At 68.4% G+C, this 21,307-nt stretch carries 22 protein-coding genes; 7 read left to right on the top strand and 15 right to left on the bottom strand.

The window, feature by feature from the left end; genetic code table 11:
- Positions 1-30: 30 nt before the first annotated feature.
- From AC37TH_RS07850 to AC37TH_RS07815, 8 genes are all read right to left on the bottom strand, one after another.
- Entirely contained in the window at positions 31-303 is a 273-nt protein-coding gene (locus AC37TH_RS07850) for a hypothetical protein (RefSeq protein WP_490763775.1), read from the bottom strand.
- A 69-nt stretch (positions 304-372) separates the two neighbouring features.
- The gene (locus tag AC37TH_RS07845; RefSeq protein WP_490763774.1) at positions 373-1,515 is read right to left on the bottom strand and encodes a carboxylate-amine ligase; all 1,143 of its coding nucleotides are present in this window, start codon (positions 1,513-1,515) and stop codon (positions 373-375) included.
- Positions 1,512-2,018 (bottom strand): GNAT family N-acetyltransferase, encoded by a 507-nt coding sequence (locus AC37TH_RS07840; RefSeq protein ID WP_490763773.1) that lies wholly within the window; start codon positions 2,016-2,018, stop codon positions 1,512-1,514. Before AC37TH_RS07840 ends, AC37TH_RS07845 begins: the two co-directional genes overlap by 4 nt.
- A 7-nt stretch (positions 2,019-2,025) precedes the next feature.
- A complete protein-coding gene (locus AC37TH_RS07835; protein ID WP_490763772.1) occupies positions 2,026-3,381 on the bottom strand; it encodes a calcium:cation antiporter family protein in 1,356 nt (451 codons plus the stop codon).
- Positions 3,382-3,708: 327 nt separating this feature from the next.
- Entirely contained in the window at positions 3,709-4,395 is a 687-nt protein-coding gene (locus AC37TH_RS07830) for an alpha/beta fold hydrolase (protein ID WP_490763771.1), read from the bottom strand.
- Complete coding sequence (locus AC37TH_RS07825) at positions 4,395-4,799, bottom strand: VOC family protein (protein WP_490763770.1); 405 nt, start codon at positions 4,797-4,799, stop codon at positions 4,395-4,397. Before AC37TH_RS07825 ends, AC37TH_RS07830 begins: the two co-directional genes overlap by 1 nt.
- Positions 4,800-4,896: 97 nt before the next feature.
- Positions 4,897-6,087 carry a cystathionine gamma-synthase gene (locus AC37TH_RS07820; protein WP_490763769.1) on the bottom strand — a complete coding sequence of 397 codons (1,191 nt, stop codon included), beginning with the start codon at positions 6,085-6,087 and terminating at the stop codon, positions 4,897-4,899.
- A 40-nt stretch (positions 6,088-6,127) separates the two neighbouring features.
- Entirely contained in the window at positions 6,128-7,492 is a 1,365-nt protein-coding gene (locus tag AC37TH_RS07815) for a cystathionine beta-synthase (protein WP_490763768.1), read from the bottom strand.
- A 49-nt stretch (positions 7,493-7,541) separates the two neighbouring features.
- Here AC37TH_RS07815 and AC37TH_RS07810 point away from each other — a divergent pair, with 49 nt between their 5' ends.
- Positions 7,542-8,210 carry a metal-dependent transcriptional regulator gene (locus tag AC37TH_RS07810; protein WP_490763767.1) on the top strand — a complete coding sequence of 223 codons (669 nt, stop codon included), beginning with the start codon at positions 7,542-7,544 and terminating at the stop codon, positions 8,208-8,210.
- Between the two features lie 21 nt (positions 8,211-8,231).
- Here AC37TH_RS07810 and AC37TH_RS07805 read toward each other — a convergent pair whose 3' ends face one another.
- Both AC37TH_RS07805 and AC37TH_RS07800 read right to left on the bottom strand, forming a co-directional pair.
- Positions 8,232-9,497 carry an Nramp family divalent metal transporter gene (locus AC37TH_RS07805; RefSeq protein ID WP_490763766.1) on the bottom strand — a complete coding sequence of 422 codons (1,266 nt, stop codon included), beginning with the start codon at positions 9,495-9,497 and terminating at the stop codon, positions 8,232-8,234.
- 75 nt (positions 9,498-9,572) lie between these two features.
- Positions 9,573-11,459, bottom strand: a complete 1,887-nt coding sequence (locus tag AC37TH_RS07800; RefSeq protein WP_490763765.1) for an ABC transporter ATP-binding protein — start codon at positions 11,457-11,459, stop codon at positions 9,573-9,575.
- Between the two features lie 136 nt (positions 11,460-11,595).
- Here AC37TH_RS07800 and AC37TH_RS07795 point away from each other — a divergent pair, with 136 nt between their 5' ends.
- The 5 genes from AC37TH_RS07795 to AC37TH_RS07775 all read left to right on the top strand — a co-directional run bounded on the left by AC37TH_RS07795 (position 11,596) and on the right by AC37TH_RS07775 (position 16,177).
- A complete protein-coding gene (locus AC37TH_RS07795) occupies positions 11,596-12,879 on the top strand; it encodes an ABC transporter substrate-binding protein (protein WP_490763764.1) in 1,284 nt (427 codons plus the stop codon).
- An 81-nt stretch (positions 12,880-12,960) separates the two neighbouring features.
- Positions 12,961-13,986, top strand: coding sequence for a carbohydrate ABC transporter permease (locus AC37TH_RS07790; protein ID WP_490763763.1), 1,026 nt, complete (start codon positions 12,961-12,963; stop codon positions 13,984-13,986).
- Positions 13,986-14,900, top strand: a complete 915-nt coding sequence (locus tag AC37TH_RS07785) for a carbohydrate ABC transporter permease (RefSeq protein ID WP_490763762.1) — start codon at positions 13,986-13,988, stop codon at positions 14,898-14,900. Before AC37TH_RS07790 ends, AC37TH_RS07785 begins: the two co-directional genes overlap by 1 nt.
- A 4-nt stretch (positions 14,901-14,904) precedes the next feature.
- Positions 14,905-15,153: a hypothetical protein gene (locus AC37TH_RS07780; protein WP_490763761.1), complete on the top strand. Its 249-nt coding sequence runs from the start codon at positions 14,905-14,907 to the stop codon at positions 15,151-15,153.
- A gap of 16 nt (positions 15,154-15,169) precedes the next feature.
- Positions 15,170-16,177, top strand: coding sequence for a LacI family DNA-binding transcriptional regulator (locus AC37TH_RS07775; RefSeq protein WP_490763760.1), 1,008 nt, complete (start codon positions 15,170-15,172; stop codon positions 16,175-16,177).
- Positions 16,178-16,408: 231 nt separating this feature from the next.
- Here the strand turns inward: AC37TH_RS07775 and AC37TH_RS07770 are convergent, their stop codons facing one another.
- A complete protein-coding gene (locus AC37TH_RS07770; RefSeq protein WP_490763759.1) occupies positions 16,409-17,647 on the bottom strand; it encodes an MFS transporter in 1,239 nt (412 codons plus the stop codon).
- A 55-nt stretch (positions 17,648-17,702) separates the two neighbouring features.
- Positions 17,703-18,170, bottom strand: coding sequence for a MarR family winged helix-turn-helix transcriptional regulator (locus tag AC37TH_RS07765; RefSeq protein WP_490763758.1), 468 nt, complete (start codon positions 18,168-18,170; stop codon positions 17,703-17,705).
- 94 nt (positions 18,171-18,264) lie between these two features.
- On the opposite strand from AC37TH_RS07765, the gene AC37TH_RS07760 reads away from it, so the two are divergent.
- The gene (locus AC37TH_RS07760) at positions 18,265-19,761 is read left to right on the top strand and encodes an amino acid permease (RefSeq protein ID WP_490763757.1); all 1,497 of its coding nucleotides are present in this window, start codon (positions 18,265-18,267) and stop codon (positions 19,759-19,761) included.
- A gap of 3 nt (positions 19,762-19,764) precedes the next feature.
- Here the strand turns inward: AC37TH_RS07760 and AC37TH_RS07755 are convergent, their stop codons facing one another.
- The 3 genes from AC37TH_RS07755 to rplL all read right to left on the bottom strand — a co-directional run bounded on the left by AC37TH_RS07755 (position 19,765) and on the right by rplL (position 21,268).
- Positions 19,765-20,406: a class I SAM-dependent DNA methyltransferase gene (locus tag AC37TH_RS07755; protein WP_490763756.1), complete on the bottom strand. Its 642-nt coding sequence runs from the start codon at positions 20,404-20,406 to the stop codon at positions 19,765-19,767.
- A gap of 69 nt (positions 20,407-20,475) precedes the next feature.
- Entirely contained in the window at positions 20,476-20,616 is a 141-nt protein-coding gene (locus tag AC37TH_RS07750) for a hypothetical protein (RefSeq protein WP_490763755.1), read from the bottom strand.
- Between the two features lie 265 nt (positions 20,617-20,881).
- A complete protein-coding gene (gene rplL / locus AC37TH_RS07745) occupies positions 20,882-21,268 on the bottom strand; it encodes a 50S ribosomal protein L7/L12 (RefSeq protein WP_490763754.1) in 387 nt (128 codons plus the stop codon).
- Between the last annotated feature and the right edge of the window lie 39 nt (positions 21,269-21,307).

Here is a 21,307-nt window from a genome sequence, read left to right as displayed (position 1 = left end):
ATTTCCTCCGGGGTCGCTATGCGCCGCCGATCAGAGCCCTGCGTGCGCCGCCAGCACCTCCACCGCGAGCCGCCAGTCACTCGACGGAGCTCCCTCGCCCTCGCCCTCCTCCTCGCCGGGCAGCCGCGCGACGAACGACGGCCACGCCGCGCCCTCCGTGCGCACCTCCTCGATCAGCCCGAGATACTCGCCGCCGTAATAGACCTCCCACGCCGCCGTCGCCGTCGGGCTGTACATGAGGGTGAGGGGCGTCGTCCCATAGCTGTAGACGGCGTGCTGGTGATCGAGCTGTTTCCCCGCCATGTCCGGCAGAGTATGCGCTATCGCGTCCAGGCGGTAGACGGCGGCGGCAGGTATTGCGGAGTGAGACGCTCAGGCCACCGAGAGGTCGCCACCGGACGGGGTGAGCTCGTGCGTCGCATCCACGGCGTCCGACACCACATCCTCCAGTCGTCCGCGCACCGCGAAAGCCGCCCGCTGCCGTCCCGCCCCGCCGCCGACGGCCACGATCCGCTCCAGGCCGTCCCGCACGAGTGCGGTGTCCCCGTTCGCGGCGAGAGCATCCCCGATGTGGCCGACCAGCGCATCCAGTGCGTCGGCGATATCGCCGCCGGACCCGTGCACCGGATGCGGGAGCATGCCCTGCACACCGGTCAGCGCCGCCTGCCACCCGGCCAGCCGGAGCGCGGCGGTCGGCAGATCGGACGGCACGATGCCCGCGCGCCACTCCGCAGCGGCGGTGTCGACCAGTGCGCGCACGACAGCGGCGAGCACCACCGTGTCCCGCGCATCGAGGCAGACGTCGGCGATGCGCACCTCCACGGTCGGCTGCTTGTGCGACAGCCGGGCGTCCAGGTACACCATCCCGTAGTCCAGGATCACCCCGGTGTCGAGCAGAAGCCGCTCGAACCGGTCGTACTCGTCGACCGAGCCGAAGACCTCCGTGGGCCCCGCGCTCTGCCACTGGTGCCAGGTGAGGAACCGGAAGCTCGCGTATCCGGTGTCGCCGCCGTCCGCGAACGGGGAATTGGCGCTCAACGCGAGAAGCACCGGAAGCCAGGTGCGGATACGGTCGAGGATCGCGACGCCCTCCTCGCGGGAGGCGATGCCGACGTGCACATGGCAGCCGCAGACGAGCGTCTTGTGCGCGGTGGCGCCGTAGCGTCGCATCATCTCGCTGTAGCGCGCCTTCTCGGTGGGATGCGGCTGGAACGGCATCGGCGACATGGCCAGCGCGACCGCGCGCACCCCGAGCGGACGGACCAGCTGATCCGCCGCGACGCGACCGGCGATGATGTCGGCGAGCAGCTCGTCCGTCGACGTCGTCGGCCTGGTCTGCGTCTCGAGCATCTCCTGATGGATCTCCGCCGACACCTCGGGGGTGCTCTCCCCGGAGACCGGTCTGGCGAGCTCATCGGCCGCTGCGACGGCGAGCGCCTGCGGCGCGACGGCCCGCGGGGTCCCGGTGTGCTCGTCGACGAGCAGCAGTTCTTCCTCCACCCCGAAAGTCCTCATGCACCAACTATCCGCGCCAGCACCTGCCCTGGCCAGTCCCCCACCAGGAATGCGTCCGTTTTCGTGTAACCGCACGACTCATAGAACCGGACGAGATCGCCGGTCCCTCCCGCGTAGCAGTCCACCCGGAGGAGGGTGACACCCGCGGCCAGAGCCTGCTCGTCCGCGAACGCGAGCAGCGATCGTCCCGTGCCTTTCGCACGCGGGTCCCGCGAGCCGATCAGCACCTTCACATACAGTTCCGGCTCCGTTGCGGCGGGGACGTAGTCGGTCGCATCCCCGAGGATGAGCGCGCCGACCACCCCGGCCTCCGGATGCTCGGCCACCCACGCGCCAGGTCCAGCCAGCCACGCGTTCACCCTGTCCACCTGCTTCTGCTGGGCCGAGAACGGCTCGGACCCCCACTGCCCGGTGTTGCCGATGCTGACGAACCAGGCGACCGCATCGTCGAAGAGGCCGAGGACGGGTGCGGCGTCGGACGGGGTGGCTGGGCGGATCGTCATGCCACCATCATCCCGCGTGCTCCGGCTCGTGCACAGGCGGCGCATCCCCGTCCAGCGCCTCCACGCGCTCTCCCTTGTCCCGCCCGCCGAACCGGAACGGCGCCGTGATCGTCGGGAGCAGTGTGCGCCAGCGGATCGCGAACAGCGCGAGGGCGAGCACCGCATAGACCGCGGACACGATCAGCCTCGCCTCCGTCGAGGTGAACACGAACGTGGCAGCGAACAGCACGAACAGCGCCGCGGCCCAGCGCCCGCTGAACCGGAGTGTGAGCAGCATCGCGACGCCCAGGATGGTCTGCGTGGCGGTGAGCGTGAACTCCTCCACCTGGCGTGCATCCATCGGAAGGGCGGGGCCCCCGCCGCCGATCAGGTGGGCGATCGGGAGGGTGCCGACCAGCGCCGTCCACTGGTTGACCTTGCTGGCGAGCAGGATGCCGATGCCCATCCGTGCTTTGCCTCGGAGGGCGAAGATCACGGCGATGACGAACTCGGGTGCCTCCGAAGCGAGCGGCGCCAGCCACTGCACCAGCAAGAAGTCATCGATCCCGAGCGAGCGGCCGCCCTCCACCAGACTGGTCGCGAACGGTTCGGCGAGCAGCAGGATGATGACGGCCGCCAGGACGAAGATCGCGATCACCGTGGTGCGGCGAGCGCGGGTCGGCAGCGTTCCGATGCTGTGCGCGACGCCGACGAGCTCCGGCTCGTCGCTCTCGCCGGTCGACACCCGCCACAGGTAGTAGGCGAATAAGGCGAGCAGAACGACGCCGAGGACCACGTGGATCTGCCCGGTCAGCGGGATCGCGAGGGTGAGCACGGAGGCGATCAGGAGCAGCCCCAGCTCCACGCGGTTGTCCCGGGGAAGGGTGATGGCGAACGGCGTGGCCTGCACATCCGGATCAGCTGGCGTGCGCCGGTTGCGGGCGGCACGGAACGCGACGAACGCCACCAGCAGGATAAACGGCCAGCCGAACCCGAGCAGCAATCGGTTCGACCCGGTCATGTTCGCCGCCGCGTACTGCGCCTGCGACGGGTCGGAGCCCGCGGTGAAAGCGAAGTACAGGTCGATCGCGTACTCGGGCAGGATCGCGATGATCGCGAGCAGCCCCACGGCGAGGCCGCCGGAGATGTCGACCTCCGCCGCCTCTCCTGCCCAGGCGAGGGCGAAGGCGGCGGCGACGATCGCGACGCCGAAGGCGAGCACGCCGACGAGTGGAGGGACGTGCACGCCGGTCAGCCGCAGCGCGAGGCCTTGCGCGGCGATCAGTCCAACGATCCCGAGCGGGAGGACGAGGCGGCGCCAGGCGGAGGCGGAGCGAGTTGGGCCGGAGCGGGTGGGCGCTGCGGGATGGTGCGGATTCGACACGGGGAGACCCTTTCGATCACAGGCAGCGACCGAGAGGAACGCAGGGGTGGACTCGGTCGCCGTGAATGGCCGACCGAAGGTCTCGTTCGCCCGCGCGCTGGACGCGCTGCGGGTGGTGCGCCGGGCCGGTCTCCGTGACCGGCCAGTATGTCGACGAACCGCGTCGCCGTCTCCGCACGCTGCGACGAGTCGCGCTGCGCGGTTCCGGCGGTGGGAACTACTCCCCTTCGATGTCGTCCATCCTGCCCGGGATGCGCGCGAACCTGTGAGCCGGCCGGGTGTTCTCCCAGCGTTTAGGCCGGCCTGACATTCGCACCGAGGCCGACCTCATTCCGCGGTTCGGCCGCCCGAGAGGAGAAGCTCGACGATCGGTTCGGGATGCGAGAGCGCGGCGAGGTGCCCGCCGGGGACCAGGTGCGCGTCCAGTGCCAGTCGTTCGCGTGCGACCCGCTGCTGCAGGGCGGGAGGGAACAGCCGGTCGTCGCGTCCGGCGATGACCGTGACGGGGACGTCCGGCCAGCCGGGGAAGTCCGCGGGCTCGGCGAACATGGCCGCGGAGTCTTCACCCGGCTCGTGCTGCATCAGCGCCTCCCTCTCCTCCGGAGACAGGTCGTGGAAGAAGTAGAGGTCGAGATCGAACCCGGCGTCGGGATCGCGCCCCTCCGCGATGTCGTTCGCGCGCATGGCGTCGCCGTGGCCGACCGCCTCCCACCAGCCGCCCGCCGTCTCGCCCGGCACGGGGATCATCGCGTTCACGAACACGATCCGGCTCACTGGGAGACGCTGGGCTGCGAGCGCGGCCGTGAAGCCGCCCATCGACTGCGCGACGAGCACGACATCGTCGGCGCCGTCGGCTGCGGCGACCACGGAAGCGGTGTATTCGGCCAGCCCGCGGCCCTCGCCGACCTCGAGGTCGACGGCGACCGCCTCCAGGCCCTCCGCCTGCAACTGCTCGACAACGCTGTGCCAGATGTAGCCCGCGCCTCCCGCGCCCGGAACGAGGACGTAGCGCATCAGATGGTCAGCGTTCCGTCGGCGTTGATCGTCCAGTCCGGGTTGTACGCGACCTCCCAGACGTGTCCGTCGAGGTCGGCGAAGTAGCCGGAGTACCCGCCCCAGAACACCCGCTCCGCCGGCTTCAGGATGCGCGCCCCCGCCGCCTCCGCCTCCGCGAATACCCGGTCGACGGCTTCTTCCGACGGCTGGTTGATGGCGATGGTGATGCCACTGAACGTGCCGTCGATGGGATGCTTCGCGTCGTCGGCGAGCGCGTCCCTGCCGAAGAGCCCGAGCGCGATCCCCGGCAACTGGTAGAAGCACACGCCGTCGAGCGCCTCGGTCGGCACCCACCCCAGCCCCTCCTCGTAGAAGTGCCGCGCGCGCCCCAGATCGGCCACGCCAAGGGTGATGAGACTCACTCGCTGATCCATGCCCCCGACGCTACCTGCACCGCCCGACACCCGCCAGCGTCAGCGGGTGGGTGGGCGCGGGTGAACCGCGCCCGCCCCGGAAGAACTAGCGGGCGAGGGCCTGGTCGATGTCGGCGAGGAGGTCGGAGACGTCCTCGATGCCGACGGAGAGGCGAATGACGTTGTCGGGGACCTCGAGCTCGGTGCCGCGGACGGAAGCGTGCGTCATTTCGGACGGGTAGCCGATCAGGGACTCCACGCCGCCGAGCGACTCTGCCAGCTGGAAGACCTCCGTCGACTCCGCGAACCGGCGGGCCGCCGCAGCTCCCCCGCTCAGGGCGACGGAGAGCATCCCGCCGAAGCCGCTCATCTGGCGGGCGGCCAGCTCGTGGCCGGGGTGCGTCGGCAGGCCGGGGTAGTAGACCGCATCGATGCCCGCGCGGCCGACCAGCGCTTCCGCGATGGCCTGCGCGTTCTCGGTGTGGCGCTGCATTCGCACCGCGAGCGTCTTGATGCCGCGGGTGGTGAGCCACGCATCCATCGGTGCAGACACCGCGCCGGCGGCGAACTGGATGAATTGGACCCTGCTCGCCAGCTCGTCGTCATTGAAGACGAGGGCGCCGCCGAGCACGTCGGAGTGGCCGCCGAGGTACTTCGTGGTGGAGTGCGCGACCACGTCGGCGCCGAGCGACAGCGGCTGCTGCAGCGCGGGCGACGCGAACGTGTTGTCGACGACGACGAGCGCGCCGACCGCGTGACCGAGCTCCGCGAGGGCCGCGATGTCGCTGATCTTCATCAGCGGGTTGCTCGGGGCCTCGATCCAGAGCACGCGCGTGCGCTCCGTCTTCAGGGCGGCGCGCACCGCGTCCAGGTCGGTGAGGTCGACCGTGGTGTTCGTGATGTCCCACGCCCCGTGGATGCGGTTGATCAGCCGGTGGGTGCCGCCGTAGACGTCGTTGCCGAGCACGACGTGGTCTCCCGGCTTCAGGACGGCGCGCAGCAGCGCGTCCTCCGCTGCGAGCCCGGACGCGAACGACAGCGCGCTCGTCCCGCCTTCGAGAGCGGCGAGCAGTGTCTCCAGGGAGGTGCGGGTGGGGTTGCCTCCGCGGCTGTACTCGTAGCCGCCGCGCAGACCGCCGACGCCGTCCTGGACGAACGTGGACGTCTGGTAGATCGGCGGGATGATCGCGCCGGTCGTCGGGTCGAACTCCTGGCCGACGTGGATCGCCTGTGTTGCAAACTTCATGGTTCTGGCTGCTGCTTTCTGTGAGGAGCAATCGAGTCCGAACGTCTTCACGCCGGGCCTCGCCGTGTCGCGTGAAGAAGTCCGGAGTCGTTTATTCGCTGAGGAAGTTGAGGAGGTCCTGCCTGGTGAGGACGGCGACGGGCTTGCCGTCCTCTGTGACGAGGAGGGCGTTCTCGGTGGCGAGCGCGGCGCGGGCCGCGCTGACCGGCTCGTTGACGCCGATCAGCTGCAACGGGGCACCGACGTGCGCTCCGATGTCGTCGGTCATCTGCGCGCGGCCGCTGAACACGGCGTCGACCAGCGACGTCTCGTCCAGGGCGCCGGCCACCTCGCCCATCACCACGGGCGGTTCGGCCGTGAGCACGGGGAGCTGCGAGACGCCGTACTTGTTCATGATCTGGATGGCGTCGCGCACCGTCTCCGACGGGTGCGTGTGCACCAGGTCTGGCAGGTCGCCGCGCTTGGTCTTGACCACGTCGTGCACCGTCGCTTCGTCTGGAACATCGCTGAAGCCGTAGGAGCGCATCCATTTGTCGTTGAAGATCTTGGCGAGGTAGCCGCGGCCGCCGTCCGGCAGGATCACGACGACGATGTCATCCGCGCTGAGGTCTTTCGCCGCACGGAGCGCCGCTGCGACCGCCATGCCGCTCGAACCGCCGACCAGGATGCCCTCCTCGCGGGCGAGTCGACGCGTGACGTGGAAGGACTCGGCGTCGGAGATCGCGATGACCTCGTCGACGACGCTCGGGTCGTACGCGCCCGGCCAGAAGTCCTCGCCGACGCCCTCGACGAGGTACGGCCGCCCGGTTCCTCCGGAGTAGACCGACCCCTCGGGGTCTGCGCCGATCACGCGCACGCTGCCCTCCGACGCCTCTTTGAGGAAGCGCCCTGTGCCGCTGATCGTGCCGCCCGTGCCGACGCCGATGACGACGTGCGTCACCTTCTGGTCGGTGTCGCGCCAGATCTCCGGACCGGTGGTCTCGTAGTGGCTGCGCGGGCCGTTGGGGTTGAAGTACTGGTTGGGCTTGAAAGCGCCGGGGATCTCCGCCGCGAGTCGGTCGGAGACGCTGTAGTACGACTCAGGATGCTCCGGCGCCACCGAGGTCGGCGTCACCACGATCTCCGCGCCGTAGGCGGTGAGGACGTTGCGCTTGTCCTCCCCCACCTTGTCCGGCAGGACGAAGACGCAACGGTATCCGCGCTGCTGGGCGACGAGCGCGAGCCCGACGCCGGTGTTGCCGCTCGTCGGTTCGACGATCGTTCCGCCGGGCTTCAGCAGCCCCTCTTTCTCCGCAGCGTCGATGATGCGGGTTGCAATGCGGTCCTTCGACGAACCTCCGGGGTTCAGGTACTCGAGTTTGACGAGTACCGTCGCCGCGATTCCGTCGGTCAGCCTGTTGAGCTTCACGAGCGGAGTGTCGCCGACCAAGTCGATGATGGTCTCTGCGTAATTCACGCGACCCACCGTAACAGTGACGCATGCCGACCGCCCGTACAATTACGTCATGCCTGTGTCCGACCTCTCGACCGTGGCCCAGGATTACCTCAAAGTCATCTGGTCGGCCACCGAGTGGTCGGAGACCCCGATCACGGTCAAGCAGCTCGCCGAGCGTCTCGGCGTCCGCGCCGCGACCATCTCGGACGGCATCCGCCGCCTCGCCGATCAGGGGATGCTCGTGCACGAGCCGTACGGCGGCATCGAGCTGACGGAGACGGGCCGCCGCCACGCGGTGATGATGGTGCGCAGGCACCGTCTGCTGGAGACGTTCCTGGTGGAAGAACTCGGCTACGGCTGGGATGAGGTGCACGACGAGGCGGAGGTCCTCGAGCACGCCGTCTCCGACACCCTCGTCGAGCGCATCGACCGCCGCCTCGGCTTCCCGTCCCGCGACCCGCACGGCGACCCCATCCCGAGTGCGGACGGCACCCCGCACCGACCGGATGCGACCCCGCTGCTGTCCGCACGCACCGGCGTTCCGCTCACCGTCTCGCGCATCTCCGACGCCGAACCGGCGATCCTCCGCTACCTCGCCGAGCGCGGCATCGTGCCGGACGCGGAGCTGACCGTGGACGAGCACAGGGAGTTCGCGGGCGACGTGACCGTGCGGCTGGGCGACGCGGAGATCGTGCTCGGCCAGACGGCGGCCGGCGCGGTGTGGGTGGCGAGCAGCTGACCGGCGTCAGCCGATCCAGCGTCAGCCGATCCACTGCCCCACCGTCAGCACCACCAGCGCGATGTTGAGCACGACCACGAGCGCCGCGATGCCGACGCCCGCAACACGCATCCAGACGCCGTCCGCCCTGTCGCCCATCACCGCTTTCGACGCGGTCAGCCGCAGCAGCGGAATCATCGCGAACGGGATGCCGAGGCTCAGGAACACCTGGCTGATCACGAGGGCCCAGGTCGGCTCGACGCCGAGTGCGAGGATCACGATGGCCGGGATGAGCGTCACCACCCTCCGCGTCAGCAACGGGATGCGCACCTTAAGGAGTCCGGCCATGATCGTCGCCCCCGCGTAGCTCCCCACCGATGTGGAAGCGAGCCCGGACGCGAGCAGGCCGACCGCGAACGCGATCCCCACCACCGGCCCGAGCGCCGCCGTGATGGCCGCGTGCGCCCCCTCGATCGTGTCGGTGCCTCCCACTCCGCCGAGCGACGCCGCGGCGAGCAGGAGCATCGCTATGTTGACGGCCCCGGCGAGGACGAGCGCCGCCACGACGTCGACGCGGGTTGCGCGGAGGAGCGTGCGCCGTGCCTCCGGTGTCGCAGCGTGGCCGTGCCGGTCGCGGGACAGCGCGGAGTGCAGGTAGATGGCGTGCGGCATGACCGTGGCGCCGAGCATACTGGCGGCGAGCAGCACGGTGGGAGCCCCGTCGAGGCGCGGCACGAGCCCCGCAGCCGCCGCGCCCCAGTCGACCGGGCTGACGACGAGCCCGGCGAGGAAGCCGATCGCGATCACGCCGAGCAGGCCGAGGATGACGGCCTCGAACGGCCGCTGCCCTCTGCGGGACTGGATGGCGAGGATGCCGATGGAGACCACGCCGACGATCAGGCCGCCGAGCGGCAGCGGTAGGCCGAACAGCAGGTTGAGGGCGATGGCCCCGCCGATCACCTCGGCCAGATCGGTGGCTGCTGCGACGAGTTCGGCCTGCACCCAGAAGGCGCGCCTGCCGCCTGTGCCGAGCCGGGCGCCGAGAAGTTCCGGCAGGCTGCGGCCGGTGACGATCCCGAGCTTCGCCGACTGGTATTGCACGAACACCGCGATCACGTTGGCGGCGACGAGCACCCAGACCAGCAGGTAGCCGTATTGGGCGCCGGCGGTCAAGTTGGCGGCGACGTTGCCGGGGTCGACGTAGGCGATGGCGGCGACGAAGGCGGGGCCGAGCAGGAACCAGAGGCGGGTGGACGGGCGGCGCCCGCGCGTGGTTCGCTGGTCGCGTTCTGCGACGGCGTCCGCCATCGGCCACCTCCCTAACCTGAATGTTAGACCAGCCTAACATTCAGTGGGAAGCGGTGCGAGGGATCAGCGGGAGATTCAGTCGCCGAGCAGCGCGCCCTCCGTCTGCTCCCGGTACAGCCCCGCGTACACGCCGCCCAGCTCCAGCAACTCGCGGTGGCTGCCGTGCTCGACGAGCCGCCCGTGGTCGATCACGAAGATGACGTCGGCGGCGACGATGGTGGACAGCCGGTGGGCGATCGCGATGGTCGTCCTGCCCCGGGAGGCGGTGTCGAGCGCCTGCTGCACCACGCGCTCCGAGATCGAGTCGAGGGCGCTGGTCGCCTCGTCGAGGATCAGCACCTCCGGGTCTTTCAGCAGCACGCGCGCAATGGCGATGCGCTGCTTCTCGCCACCGGAGAGACGGTAGCCGCGTTCGCCGACGACCGTGTCGTAGCCGTCGGGGAACCCGGCGATCGTCTCGTGGATGTTCGCCTTCCTGGTCGCCTCCTCGATCTCCGCCTGCGTCGCCTCGGGCTTGGCGTAGCGGAGGTTCTCGCCGATCGTGGCATGGAAGAGATAGGTCTCCTGGCTGACGACGCCGATGTGGGCGACGAGGGAGTCCTGCTGCAACTGCTTGATATCGGTGCCGCCGAACAGGATGCGGCCGCTCGTCGCGTCATAGAAGCGCGGGATGAGGTACGAGACCGTCGTCTTGCCGGCGCCGGAGGGCCCGACGAACGCGGCGAACTGTCCGGGCTGGATCAGGAACGACACGTCGTCGAGCGTGTTCCGCTCGCCCTCGCGCGCATCCGGATAGCGGAACACCACGTGGTCGAACTCGACGCGGCCGAGGTCGCGCGCCGGGTCGACGGGAGCCGCATCCGGACGGTCGGCGATGGCCGGCTTCAGGTCGAGGTACTCGAAGATGCGGGCGAACAGCGCGCCGGAGGTCTGCAGGTCGAGCGCCACGCGCATCAGCGCGAGCAGCGGGAACAGGAGCCGCGCCTGCACGGTCGTGAACGCGACGATCGTTCCCGCCGTGATGTCGGTCGCCCCACCGAGCACCAGCCAGCCGGACACCAGATAGACGATGGCCGGGATGGACGACAGGAAGATGTTCACCATCGCGAAGAACCATTGGCCGCTCATCGACTGCGACACCTGCAGCCTGATCTGGTTCTCGTTCTCGTCGGAGTACCGTCCGACCTCCGCCGCCTGCCTGTTGAAGCTCTTCGACAGCAGGATGCCGGACACGCTCAGCGTCTCCTGCGTGATCGCAGTCATGTCCGACAGCGACTCCTGCGTCTTCGTGGCGATCCGCGCGCGCACCTGGCCGACCCTGCGCTGGGCGATCACCAGGATCGGCATCAGGATGACGGCGACCACCGTCAGTTGCCAGTTGAGCAGGATCATCGCCACGAACGCCGCGATCACGGTGACGGTGTTGCCCAGGATGCTCGACATCGTGTTGGTGAGGACGTTCGCCACACCTCCGACGTCGTTCTGCAGCCGCGACTGGATGATGCCGGTCTTCGTCTTGGTGAAGAAGCTGAGCTCCATCGACTGCAGGTGCGAGAACAGCCGGACGCGCAGGGAGCCCATCACCTTGTTGCCGACGGACGAGGTCAGATAGGTCTGCCACACGCCGAGCAGGGCGGAGCCGACGTACACCACGATCATCACGACGACGATCGTGATCAGCGCCTCCATGTTCGGCTTGCCGCTCTTCGGGAAGAGCCCGTCGTCGAACGCGCGCTGGGTCAGCAGCGGAGGGATGACCGACAGCGCCGCTCCGATGAGCACGAGGACCATCGTGACGATGATCGCCGTGCGATGCGGGGCGAACAGCGTCGTGATGCGCCGGAACAGGTGGGGGATCTTCGGAGCCGTGGCGTTCAACGCCTTCTGGGCCTCCGCGTCCCCGCCGCTCACACGGGAACGACCGCCGCCTCCACCGCCGGCCATGCCGCGCATCCCGCTCATGGTTTCAGCGTAGCCCCGGCGTGACCGAACCGTGATGCAAGCGCTTGACGTAAACGCTTGCATTGCACCCCGTTCCGGGGGTAGCGTCCGTTCCGGGCGCACCCGCGCCTGCACCACGAGCTCAATGAGGAGTGAAATGAAAGCAGCACGTCTCTCGGTGATCGCCGGAGTGGCCGTCGTCGGCCTCGCGCTGGCGGGATGCACCGGCGGTGGTTCAGGGGGCAGCGGGGGCGGAGACGCCGGCGCCAACCTCACGGGCAAAGGCCCGATCACCTACGTCCAGGGCAAAGACAACTCCAACGTCGTCCGCCCGCTCATCGACAAGTGGAACGCAGCCCACCCGGATGAGAAGGTCACCTTCAAGGAGCAGTCCGACCAGGCAGACCAGCAGCACGACGATCTCGTCCAGCACTTCCAGGCCAAAGACTCCGGCTACGACGTCGTCGACGTCGACGTCGTGTGGACAGGCGAGTTCGCGGCCAAGGGCTGGTTGCAGCCGCTGACCGGCGACCTCAAGATGGACAACTCGGCGCTTCTGGCCCCGACCGTCAAGTCCGGCACGTACAACGGAACGCAGTACGCGGCGCCGCAGACGTCCGACGGCGGCATCCTGTACTACCGCAAGGATCTCGTGCCGACGGCGCCGAAGACCTGGGCCGACATGCTCAAGGACTGCGACATCGCCAAGGCGAAGGGCATCGGCTGCTACGCCGGGCAGTTCGCCAAGTACGAGGGCCTGACGGTGAACGTGGCTGAGGCCATCAACACCAACGGCGGGACCATCGTCGGCGACGACGGCAAGACCGTCACCGTCGACAGCTCGGAAGCCAACGCCGGACTCACCCGTCTGGCAGACGGCTTCAAGAACGGGCAGATCCCCGCTGAGGCCATCACCTACCAGGAGGAGCAGGGACGCCAGGCGTTCGAGGCAGGCAAGCTCCTCTTCCTGCGCAACTGGCCGTACGTGTACAACCTGGCCAAGACCGACGGCAGCTCGACCGTGAAGGACACCTTCGGCATCGCACCGCTTCCCGGCGTCACCGCCGACAAGCCGGGCGTTTCCAGCCTGGGTGGTCACAACGCGGCGATCAGCGTCTACTCGAAGCACAAGGCGACGGCGTTCGCGTTCCTGAAGTTCCTGCAGAGCGAAGAGACCCAGAAGTTCTTCGTGACCCAGGGCTCGCTGGCTCCCGTGCTGTCGTCGCTGTACGACGACGCGAGCCTGAACACGCAGCTGCCGTACCTGTCGACCCTGAAGACGTCGATCGAGAACGCGGTCCCGCGTCCCGTCTCGCCGTTCTACCCGGCCATCACCAAGGCGGTGCAGGACAACGCATACTCCGCGCTGAAGGGTGACAAGACAGTAGACCAGGCGCTGAAGGATATGGCTGCGGCCATCAAGACCGCGAGCGCCGGATAACCCGACCGGATGCGGCCACCGGGCGGCGGGAACTCTCCCGCCGCCCGGTCCCCTTCCCCTGAAACCGTACGGAGGCCTCACATGTCAACGTCGAACGTCGTCGCCCCGCCAGGAACCCGCCCGCCGCAAGCGCGGGCCGGGGTCAAGAAGAACCGCCGCCAGCAGAGTCGCTGGGCGCTCTATCTCATCCTCCCCACCATCGTCCTTCTCGCGATCGTCATCGGATACCCGGTCGTCAGCGCGATCATCATGTCCTTCCAGAAGGACGCAGGACTCGACCCGGCCACCGGGCTGTTCGTCCAGGGCGGCTTCGCCGGCTTCGACAACTACGCCCACTGGCTATTCCAGCAGTGCGCGGGCCCGAACGGCACGACCATCACCTGCCCGCCGGGCAACCTCGGCTCGCAGTTCTGGAACGCCGTCTTCGTCACCTTCTTCTTCACCGTCACCACGGTGGTCCTGGAGACGGTGCTCGGGATGTGGTTCGCCTTCATCATGAACCGCACGTTCCGCGGCCGCGGCCTCGTCCGCGCCGCCATCCTGGTGCCGTGGGCCATCCCCACCGCCGTCACCGCGAAGCTCTGGTTCTTCATCTTCTCGGTCGCCGGCATCGCGAACGCCGTGCTCGGCGCCCACATCCTGTGGACGAGCGACGAATGGGCATCGCGGTTCGCGATCATCATCGCGGACACCTGGAAGACGACGCCGTTCATGGCGCTGCTCATCCTGGCCGGTCTGCAGATCATCCCCGAAGAGGTGTACGAGGCCGCCAAGGTCGACGGCGCATCCACCTGGCAGCGGTTCTGGCGGGTGACGATGCCGCTGGTGAAGCCGGCGTTGCTCGTCGCCGTGCTGTTCCGCGTGCTCGATGCGCTCCGCATCTACGACCTGCCAGCCATCCTCACCGGCGGAGGTGGTGGCACCGGTAATGCCACGACCACCCTCTCCATCCTCGTGGTCGATCAGATCAGGCAAGGCTTCAACAGCGCCTCCGCCCTGTCGACGATCACGTTCATCTTGATCTTCCTGGTCGCGTTCATCTTCGTGCGGTTCCTCGGAGCCAACGTGGTCAGAACGCAGGAAGCCCAGCAGAAGGGAGCGAAGTGATGACCACCGTCGCAGGGCCGGCAACGGCCACGGCTGAGGCGAACGCCCTCCCCCGCACCAAGCAGAAGTCCAAGTCGAAGTCCCGCCAGCGCAACGCGGGCCTCCGCACCGGTTTCAGCGCGATCATCATCGTGCTGTGGTGCCTGCTCCCGTTCTACTGGATGGTCGTGACCTCGTTCCGTGACGTCGGATACACCTTCGACACCACACCGTGGTTCACGCACTTCACCTGGGACAACTACGCGACGGCGTTCTCCACCCAGCTCGGCAACCACCTGGGCCAGGCGCTCCTGAACTCGCTGTTCATCGGAGCCTGCGTCACGATCATCGCCCTGCTGGTCGGCACCTTCGCCGCGTACGCGCTCGCCAGGCTCGACTTCCGGTTCAAGGGAATCGTGCTCGGGATCATCCTCGGCGCCTCCATGTTCCCCGGGGTCGCGCTCATCACGCCGCTGTTCCAGCTGTTCACGAACATCGGCTGGATGGGCACGTACCAGGCGCTGATCATCCCGGAGATCTCGTTCGTCCTTCCCCTCACCGTCTACACGCTCACCTCGTTCTTCCGCGAGATGCCGTGGGACCTGGAGGAGGCGGCACGCATCGACGGCTGCACGCAGGCGCAGGCGTTCAGGAAGATCATCCTGCCGCTGGCGGCTCCCGCCGTGTTCACGACGGCGATCCTGGCGTTCATCTCCTCCTGGAACGAGTACCTGATCTCCAGCCAGCTGTCCAGTGACGCCACCCAGCCTGTCACCGTCGCCATCGCCTCCTTCGCCGGCAGCCAGCCGCACCAGGAGCCGTACACGGCCGTCATGGCGGCCGGGACGATCGTGACGGTCCCGTTGGTCATCCTGGTGCTGATCTTCCAGCGCCGCATCGTCGCCGGGCTCACCGCCGGTGGTGTGAAAGGCTGATCGCATGCGCTGGAACGATTCGCTGGAGATGGTCGACGTCGGCATCGGCATCGTCGGATTCTTCGCGTTCGCGTTCCTGATCATTACGATCGTGAGCGAGCTCACGGGCGCCGATGCCCTTGGCTGGGCATTGACTCTCCTGGCTCTCGTTCTCATCCTCGTCCTGCTCTGGCAGTCGCGGCGCCGCATCGTGGCGTCGCGACTGCCGGCGGACGAGGACGAACGCGCCGCCATGCCCCACCAGGGCTCCTGACCGACAAGGGACGAGCATGGCAGGGATCGACGAGGTCGCGCGCGCGACGGGCGTCTCGACGGCGACCGTCTCGCGGGCGCTGCGGGGGCTGCCGAACGTATCGGATTCGACGCGGGCGGCGGTCAGGCGAGCGGCCGACGAGCTCGGCTACGTCGCGTCGTCGAGCGCGTCCGGGCTCGCGAGCGGACGCACGCTGGCGATGGGTGTCGTCGTCCCCTCGGTGAGCCGCTGGTTCTACACCTCGGTGCTCGAGGGCGTCGACGCCGAGCTGCGCACGGCCAGCTACGACATGATCCTGTTCAACCTCGGCGGCCACCGGGGTGACAGGGAGCGCGTCTTCCACCGCAGCATCCTGCGCAAGAGGACGGATGCACTCCTCGCGCTCTGCCTGGATTTCACGGCCGACGAGCGCCACCAGCTGGCGTCGCTCGGCCACCCGACCATCGTGGTCGGAGGCCCGGTGAAGGGCCTGCGCAGCGTCGGCATCGACGAGAAGGCAACGGCGCGGGCCGCGACGGCCCACCTCATCGACCTCGGCCACACCGACATCGCGCACATCGGAGGTGAGGACGAGGAGGGCCTGAACAGGCAGGTGCCCATCGGCCGCCTGCACGGCTTTCAGCTGGCGATGCGCGATGCGGGCCTCGCCGTTCGCCCGGAGTGGGTGGTCCCCGGCGGGTTCTCGCTCCCCCTCGGGCGCGCGGCGATGAATACCCTGCTCGACCGGCCTGGGCCACGGCCGACCGCCGTGTTCGCCGCGTCGGACGAGATGGCGATGGGAGCGATGCTCGCCGCCGCAGACCACGGCCTCTCCGTGCCGGGTGACCTGTCGATCATCGGGATCGACAACCACGACTTCGCCGAATCGTTCCAGCTGACGACGATGGCGCAGGACCCGTTCGATCAGGGGTCCGTCGCCGCGCGCATCCTGCTGGCGGAGCTGGCTGGGGGCGAGCCTCGGAGCAGGTCGGTGCGGTCGAGCGCGAAGCTCACCCTGCGCGGCTCGACCGCGCCTCCCCGGTGAGGATTCGTCACCCGCTGCCGACACGCGCGGAGGAGCGCTTGATAGGTTGCACACTCGGCGATCTGAAAGAATAGCCGAGCGAACGTCCGGCTGATCGTGCCTTTCGGGTAGGCGCGATCAACTGCTGTCGATGTCGCCCGTTCTTGAGCACCTAACTCGGGAACGGGGAGAGCCGCCCTGCCTAGGAACAGGGCGGCTCTTCGAATTCCGGCGTCCGGCCGGTCCGTCGACTCAGACGGTGTCGCCGATCGAGACGGCCTCCGCCTCTTCGATCCCGGACTCGTCGACGCCGTCCACCCGCTTGAGGTAGCGGTGCCCGGCCATGATCAGGATGACCGCGACGAGCACCGAGATCGCACCGGCGAAGAAGGGCGTGGCCGGCGAGATCGTGGCGGCGAGCAGCGTCGCAGCGGGCGGGGCGATGGCGCCGCCGAGGAAGCGCACACCGGAGTACGCACTGGATGCGACGGAGCGCGGCAGGTCCGTCGCCTCCATGACGCACTCGGTCAGCACGGTGTTCAGCACGCCGAGCAGCAGGCCTCCGACGATCACGCAGACGATGAGCCCGACGAGCGAGCCGATCAGGAGGCCGGCTGCGGCGAGGTCGATGGCGAGCAGCGGCATCACGATCCACAGCACCCTGGTGCGCGGCAGTCTGCTGGTCAGCAGCGGGGCGCCCCAGACCGAGGTGACGGCGAGCGCGACACCCCACCCGAAGAAGACCAGGCCAAGCGAGATGGCGCTCCCCATCCCGAGCGGTACAAGGGCGAACGGCGTGTACGCCAGGAGGACGAAGAAGCCGATGTTGTAGAACAGGGCGGCAGCGGCCAGGAACCCGAGCGCGGGCTTGGCGAGCGCCTTGAACGGCGCGGAGAGGCTGGTCGGCTGCGGTTTCTCCGGCGACTTCTTCAGCATCAGGACGATGGCGATGAAGCCGACGGCCATCAGCGTCGCCGTCCCGAAGAACGGTCCGCGCCAGCTCCAGCTGCCGAGCAGGCCGCCGAGCAGCGGGCCGATCGCGATGCCGAGACCGAGTGCGGCCTCATAGAGGATGATCGCCGACGAGGTGCCACCGGAGGCCGCCCCGACGATCGTGGCGAGCGCCGTGGAGATGAACAGCGCGTTGCCCAGACCCCAGCCCGCCCGGAAGCCGATGATCGACTCGACGTTCTGCGACAGCCCGGCGGCGAGCGCGAACACGACGATCAGGGCCAAACCGATCAGCAGCGTCTTCTTCGCGCCGATGCGGCTGGAGATCCAGCTGCTGAAGAACATCGCGATTCCGGTGATCAGGAGGTAGCTGGTGAACAGCATCTCCGTCTGCGTCGGAGTGGCCTGCAGGCTCTTGGCGATCGCGGGGAGGATGGGGTCGACGAGACCGATTCCCATGAAGGCGATGACGGAGGCGAAGGCGACGGCCCAGACGGCGGTCGGCTGCTTGAGGAGGTTGTTCGGTTTGTCGTGGGACATGGACGTGCGTGGCTCCGATGCGTGTCGGTGGTGGGTGAGGAGGTGGTGTGGTTCGCTATTCGGCGGCGGCGAGCGCAGCGGCCGGGCTGGCGAGGCCGACGCGCGACCCGATGATGCGCACCGTGGCGCGCAGGGCGGCCACCTCGTCGTCGGTGAGGTCGTCGAACATCGGCACGAGGGCTCCGGAGAGCTCGTCGCGCCAGGCCTGCAGCGCGGTCTCGCCCTTCGGGGTCACGGCGATCTGCCAGGCCCTGGCGTCGTCGGTGTCCGCGATGCGCTTGACCCACTCGGCCTCGACCAGGTTGCGGACGAGCTTGGTCATGGTGGGCTGGGAGACCCTGCTGTGCGCTGCCAGCTCACCGAGGCGCATCGCGCCGGAGGACTGCAGGACGCTGAGAGTGCGCCAGGTGGCCGGGGATTCGGTGTTGCCCGTGACGCGGGCGGCGAGACGCGTCAGCCGGTGGCTGGCGACCACGAGGTCGCCGAGCGTCTCCCGGAGTTCGCTGGGGGTGCTGTGTGTCATACGTCGATTATATATAGCTACGCTATGTAAATCAAGCCTAATTCGTATCAGTATTTTATATGGGTACGTTTTAGATGTGGGTTAGATTGAAAGAATGCCCTCCCCGCGCCGCACCCCGCAGCAGACCGCCGAGCTGCTCGCCGCCCAGAACGACACCGACTCGTACAAGAAGGGCCTCAAGCGGCGACACATCCAGATGATCGCCGTGGGCGGCGCCATCGGCACCGGCCTCTTCCTCGGCGCGGGTGGGCGGCTCGCGACGGCCGGTCCCAGCCTGCTCATCGTCTACGCGATCTGCGGGCTCTTCGCCTTCTTCATCCTCCGCGCCCTTGGCGAGCTGGTGCTGCACCGACCGGATTCCGGCTCGTTCGTCTCGTACGCCAGAGAGTTCTTCGGCGAGAAGCTCGCGTTCGTGGCCGGCTGGTCGTACTGGGTCTACTGGGCGATGATCGCGATCGTCGACATCACGGCCATCGCGCTCTACCTGTCGTTCTTCGGCAAATACGTGGAGTTCTTCGCCGTCGTGCCGCAGTGGATCTTCGCCCTCGCCGCCCTCGCGGTCGTGCTCGCGCTCAACCTGCTCTCGGTCAAGGTGTTCGGAGAGCTCGAATTCTGGTTCTCCGTCATCAAGGTCGGTGCGCTCATCATCTTCCTGGTCGTCGGCGTCCTGTTCGTGGTCCTCGGCACCCCGATCAACGGCCAGACGCCCGGCTTCTCCCTCTTCGCCGAGAGCGGGGGCTTCTTCCCGAACGGGGCCCTGGCCGCCGTCCTCGTGGTGCAGGGCGTCGTCTTCGCTTACGGCGCCATCGAGCTCGTCGGCACGGCGGCGGGCGAGACGCCCGACCCGCAGAAGACGATGCCGCGGGCCATCAACTCGGTCATCCTGCGCATCGCGCTGTTCTACGTCGGCTCCATCGCCCTGCTCTCCCTGCTCCTGCCATACACGGCGTTCGACAAGGACACGAGCCCGTTCGTCACCTTCTTCGCTTCGATCGGAGTAGAGGGCGCCGACGTCGTGATGAACATGGTGGTGCTCACCGCCGCGCTCTCCTCGCTGAACGCGGGCCTGTACTCCACCGGACGCATCGCCCGCTCGCTCGCGCTCCGCGGCGCGGCTCCGGTGTTCACCACCAAGCTCAGCCGCCACGGGGTGCCGTACGGCGGCATCATGATCACCGGGGCCATCGCACTCCTCGGCGTCGGCCTCAACGCCGTCGTCCCGGAGAACGCCTTCGAGATCGGCATCAACCTCACCGCACTCGGCACCCTCACGGCGTGGGGCGTCATCGTGATCTGCCAGATCCGCCTTCGGCAGCTCTCGCTGCGCGGGCTCGTCAAACGACCATCGTTCCGGATGCCCGGGGCGCCGTTCACTGCTTACGCCACGCTGGCGTTCCTCGCCACCGTCGCGGTGCTCATCCTCTTCGACTTCCCCACGGGCACGTTGACGTTCGGAACGGCCATCGTGGTCGTCATCCCCGCCCTCGTGCTCGGCTGGTTCGGCGTCCGCCGCCGCGTCGCCCTCGTCGCCGCGGCGCGCGAGGCGCGCGCGCCGGCCGCGCCGGCTGCGGAGCCCTCGCCCCGTTCATAACCCTCAGCGGGAGGCGAGGACGTAGGCCTGACGCACCTTCTCCGGGGCGTCGGGGGCGCGGACGAGGCGCGCGTACTCCGTGAAGCCGGCAGCCTCCAGCAGAGCCCGGATGCGGTCGGGGTCCTGGCGGTACGCGTCCAGTTCGAGGTCGTGGCCGTAGGCGTGCCGCAGGTTCACCACGTCGTCGCCGACCTGGAAGGCGAGCAGCAGCCAGCCGCCCGGCCGCACCACCCGCGCGAACTCCGAGAACAGGAGATGCTGCCGCTCGGGAGGCGTGTGGATGATCGAGTACCAGGCGACAGCGCCGGTGAGCGCGGCATCCGGGATGTCGAGCGCCGCCATCGTCCCCACCTCGAACAGCAGGCCGGGGTAGCTCTCCCTGGCGACCTCGACCATCGCGGGAGACAGGTCGATGCCGAACGCGTCCACCCCCAACCCGGCCAGGTGCTCGGTGACCCGCCCCGGCCCGCAGCCGAGGTCGGCCACCTCTCCCCCGCCCGCCGCCGCGATGTGCTCGGCGAACGCCGCCAGCATCGCCCGATCCACCGGCTTCGCCGCCAGCTCGTCGCGCAACATATCCGCGTAGTCCACGGCAACGACGTCGTAGGCGGTCCGGGTGGCTGCGATATCGGGATGCTCGGTCATGGCAGCAGTCTAGACAGACAAGGAAACGCCCCCGGTTACCAACCGGGGGCGTTCTCATGGGGTCGGGGGCTACCGCAGGAATCGCTCGTAGAGAGCGATGCTGCGGTAGAGATCCGGCGGGTGAGCTGAGCTCTCCCGCGTCTCCCCTGTCAGGGTCGCGACGGTCAGGTCGCGCCAGTATGCGGCGTATGAACGCCAGGATCGTTTCATCGTGGTTCTTCCTTGCGGTTGTGCGTCCTTGCACACCGGAACACGCTGGCAGGCGCGATCGGACGCGGTGGGTGGTCGAGCATCCACGTCGATCGGCGTCGTTAAACGCACGAAGGGCGTCGCCCCGTTGCGGGGGCGACGCCCTTCACAACGCGGATACTCGTCTTGCGAGGAGTCCGCGTCGCGTTCCGGCAGTCAACCTGCGGTAGAAAGAGCCCCGATGGGGCGCCGACTACGTGAGGGGGTCCACGTGGGACCCGCTCAACTACTTGAGGGTGATGGTGGCGCCAGCTTCTTCGAGCTGAGCCTTTGCCTTCTCTGCGGTCTCCTTGTTGGCGCCTTCGAGCACGGTGCTCGGAGCGCCGTCAACGAGGGCCTTCGCCTCACCGAGGCCGAGGCTGGTGAGTGCGCGCACCTCCTTGATGACCTGGATCTTCTTGTCACCGGCAGCCTCGAGGACGACGTCGAAGGAATCCTTCTCCTCGACCTCTTCAACGGGGGCGGCAGCGCCAGCACCGGCCGCAGCAACGGCGACGGGGGCGGCGGCGGTGACCTCGAAGGTCTCCTCGAACTTCTTCACGAACTCGCTGAGCTCGATCAGGGTGAGCTCCTTGAACGCCTCGAGCAGCTCGTCAGTCGACAGCTTTGCCATGATTTTCTCCTTAGTTTTCGTCGTTTACTCACCGCTGAT

The organism is Leifsonia sp. McL0627 (genome assembly GCF_058244615.1).
The sequence above is the reverse complement of the archived record's forward strand: the minus strand, read 5'-3'. Positions and strand labels throughout refer to the sequence as shown.

Coding starts and splice junctions, on each gene's coding strand:
- AC37TH_RS07850 (WP_490763775.1), bottom strand. CDS start 303: ATGGCGGGGAAACAGCTCGATCACCAGCACGCCGTCTACAGCTATGGG.
- AC37TH_RS07845 (WP_490763774.1), bottom strand. CDS start 1,515: ATGAGGACTTTCGGGGTGGAGGAAGAACTGCTGCTCGTCGACGAGCAC.
- AC37TH_RS07840 (WP_490763773.1), bottom strand. CDS start 2,018: ATGACGATCCGCCCAGCCACCCCGTCCGACGCCGCACCCGTCCTCGGC.
- AC37TH_RS07830 (WP_490763771.1), bottom strand. CDS start 4,395: ATGCGCTACGTCCTCGTTCCGGGCGCGGGAGGCGCGGGCTACATCTGG.
- AC37TH_RS07810 (WP_490763767.1), top strand. CDS start 7,542: ATGCCTGTGTCCGACCTCTCGACCGTGGCCCAGGATTACCTCAAAGTC.
- AC37TH_RS07805 (WP_490763766.1), bottom strand. CDS start 9,497: ATGGCGGACGCCGTCGCAGAACGCGACCAGCGAACCACGCGCGGGCGC.
- AC37TH_RS07800 (WP_490763765.1), bottom strand. CDS start 11,459: ATGAGCGGGATGCGCGGCATGGCCGGCGGTGGAGGCGGCGGTCGTTCC.
- AC37TH_RS07795 (WP_490763764.1), top strand. CDS start 11,596: ATGAAAGCAGCACGTCTCTCGGTGATCGCCGGAGTGGCCGTCGTCGGC.
- AC37TH_RS07790 (WP_490763763.1), top strand. CDS start 12,961: ATGTCAACGTCGAACGTCGTCGCCCCGCCAGGAACCCGCCCGCCGCAA.
- AC37TH_RS07785 (WP_490763762.1), top strand. CDS start 13,986: ATGACCACCGTCGCAGGGCCGGCAACGGCCACGGCTGAGGCGAACGCC.
- AC37TH_RS07780 (WP_490763761.1), top strand. CDS start 14,905: ATGCGCTGGAACGATTCGCTGGAGATGGTCGACGTCGGCATCGGCATC.
- AC37TH_RS07775 (WP_490763760.1), top strand. CDS start 15,170: ATGGCAGGGATCGACGAGGTCGCGCGCGCGACGGGCGTCTCGACGGCG.
- AC37TH_RS07770 (WP_490763759.1), bottom strand. CDS start 17,647: ATGTCCCACGACAAACCGAACAACCTCCTCAAGCAGCCGACCGCCGTC.
- AC37TH_RS07765 (WP_490763758.1), bottom strand. CDS start 18,170: ATGACACACAGCACCCCCAGCGAACTCCGGGAGACGCTCGGCGACCTC.
- AC37TH_RS07760 (WP_490763757.1), top strand. CDS start 18,265: ATGCCCTCCCCGCGCCGCACCCCGCAGCAGACCGCCGAGCTGCTCGCC.
- AC37TH_RS07755 (WP_490763756.1), bottom strand. CDS start 20,406: ATGACCGAGCATCCCGATATCGCAGCCACCCGGACCGCCTACGACGTC.
- AC37TH_RS07750 (WP_490763755.1), bottom strand. CDS start 20,616: ATGAAACGATCCTGGCGTTCATACGCCGCATACTGGCGCGACCTGACC.
- rplL (WP_490763754.1), bottom strand. CDS start 21,268: ATGGCAAAGCTGTCGACTGACGAGCTGCTCGAGGCGTTCAAGGAGCTC.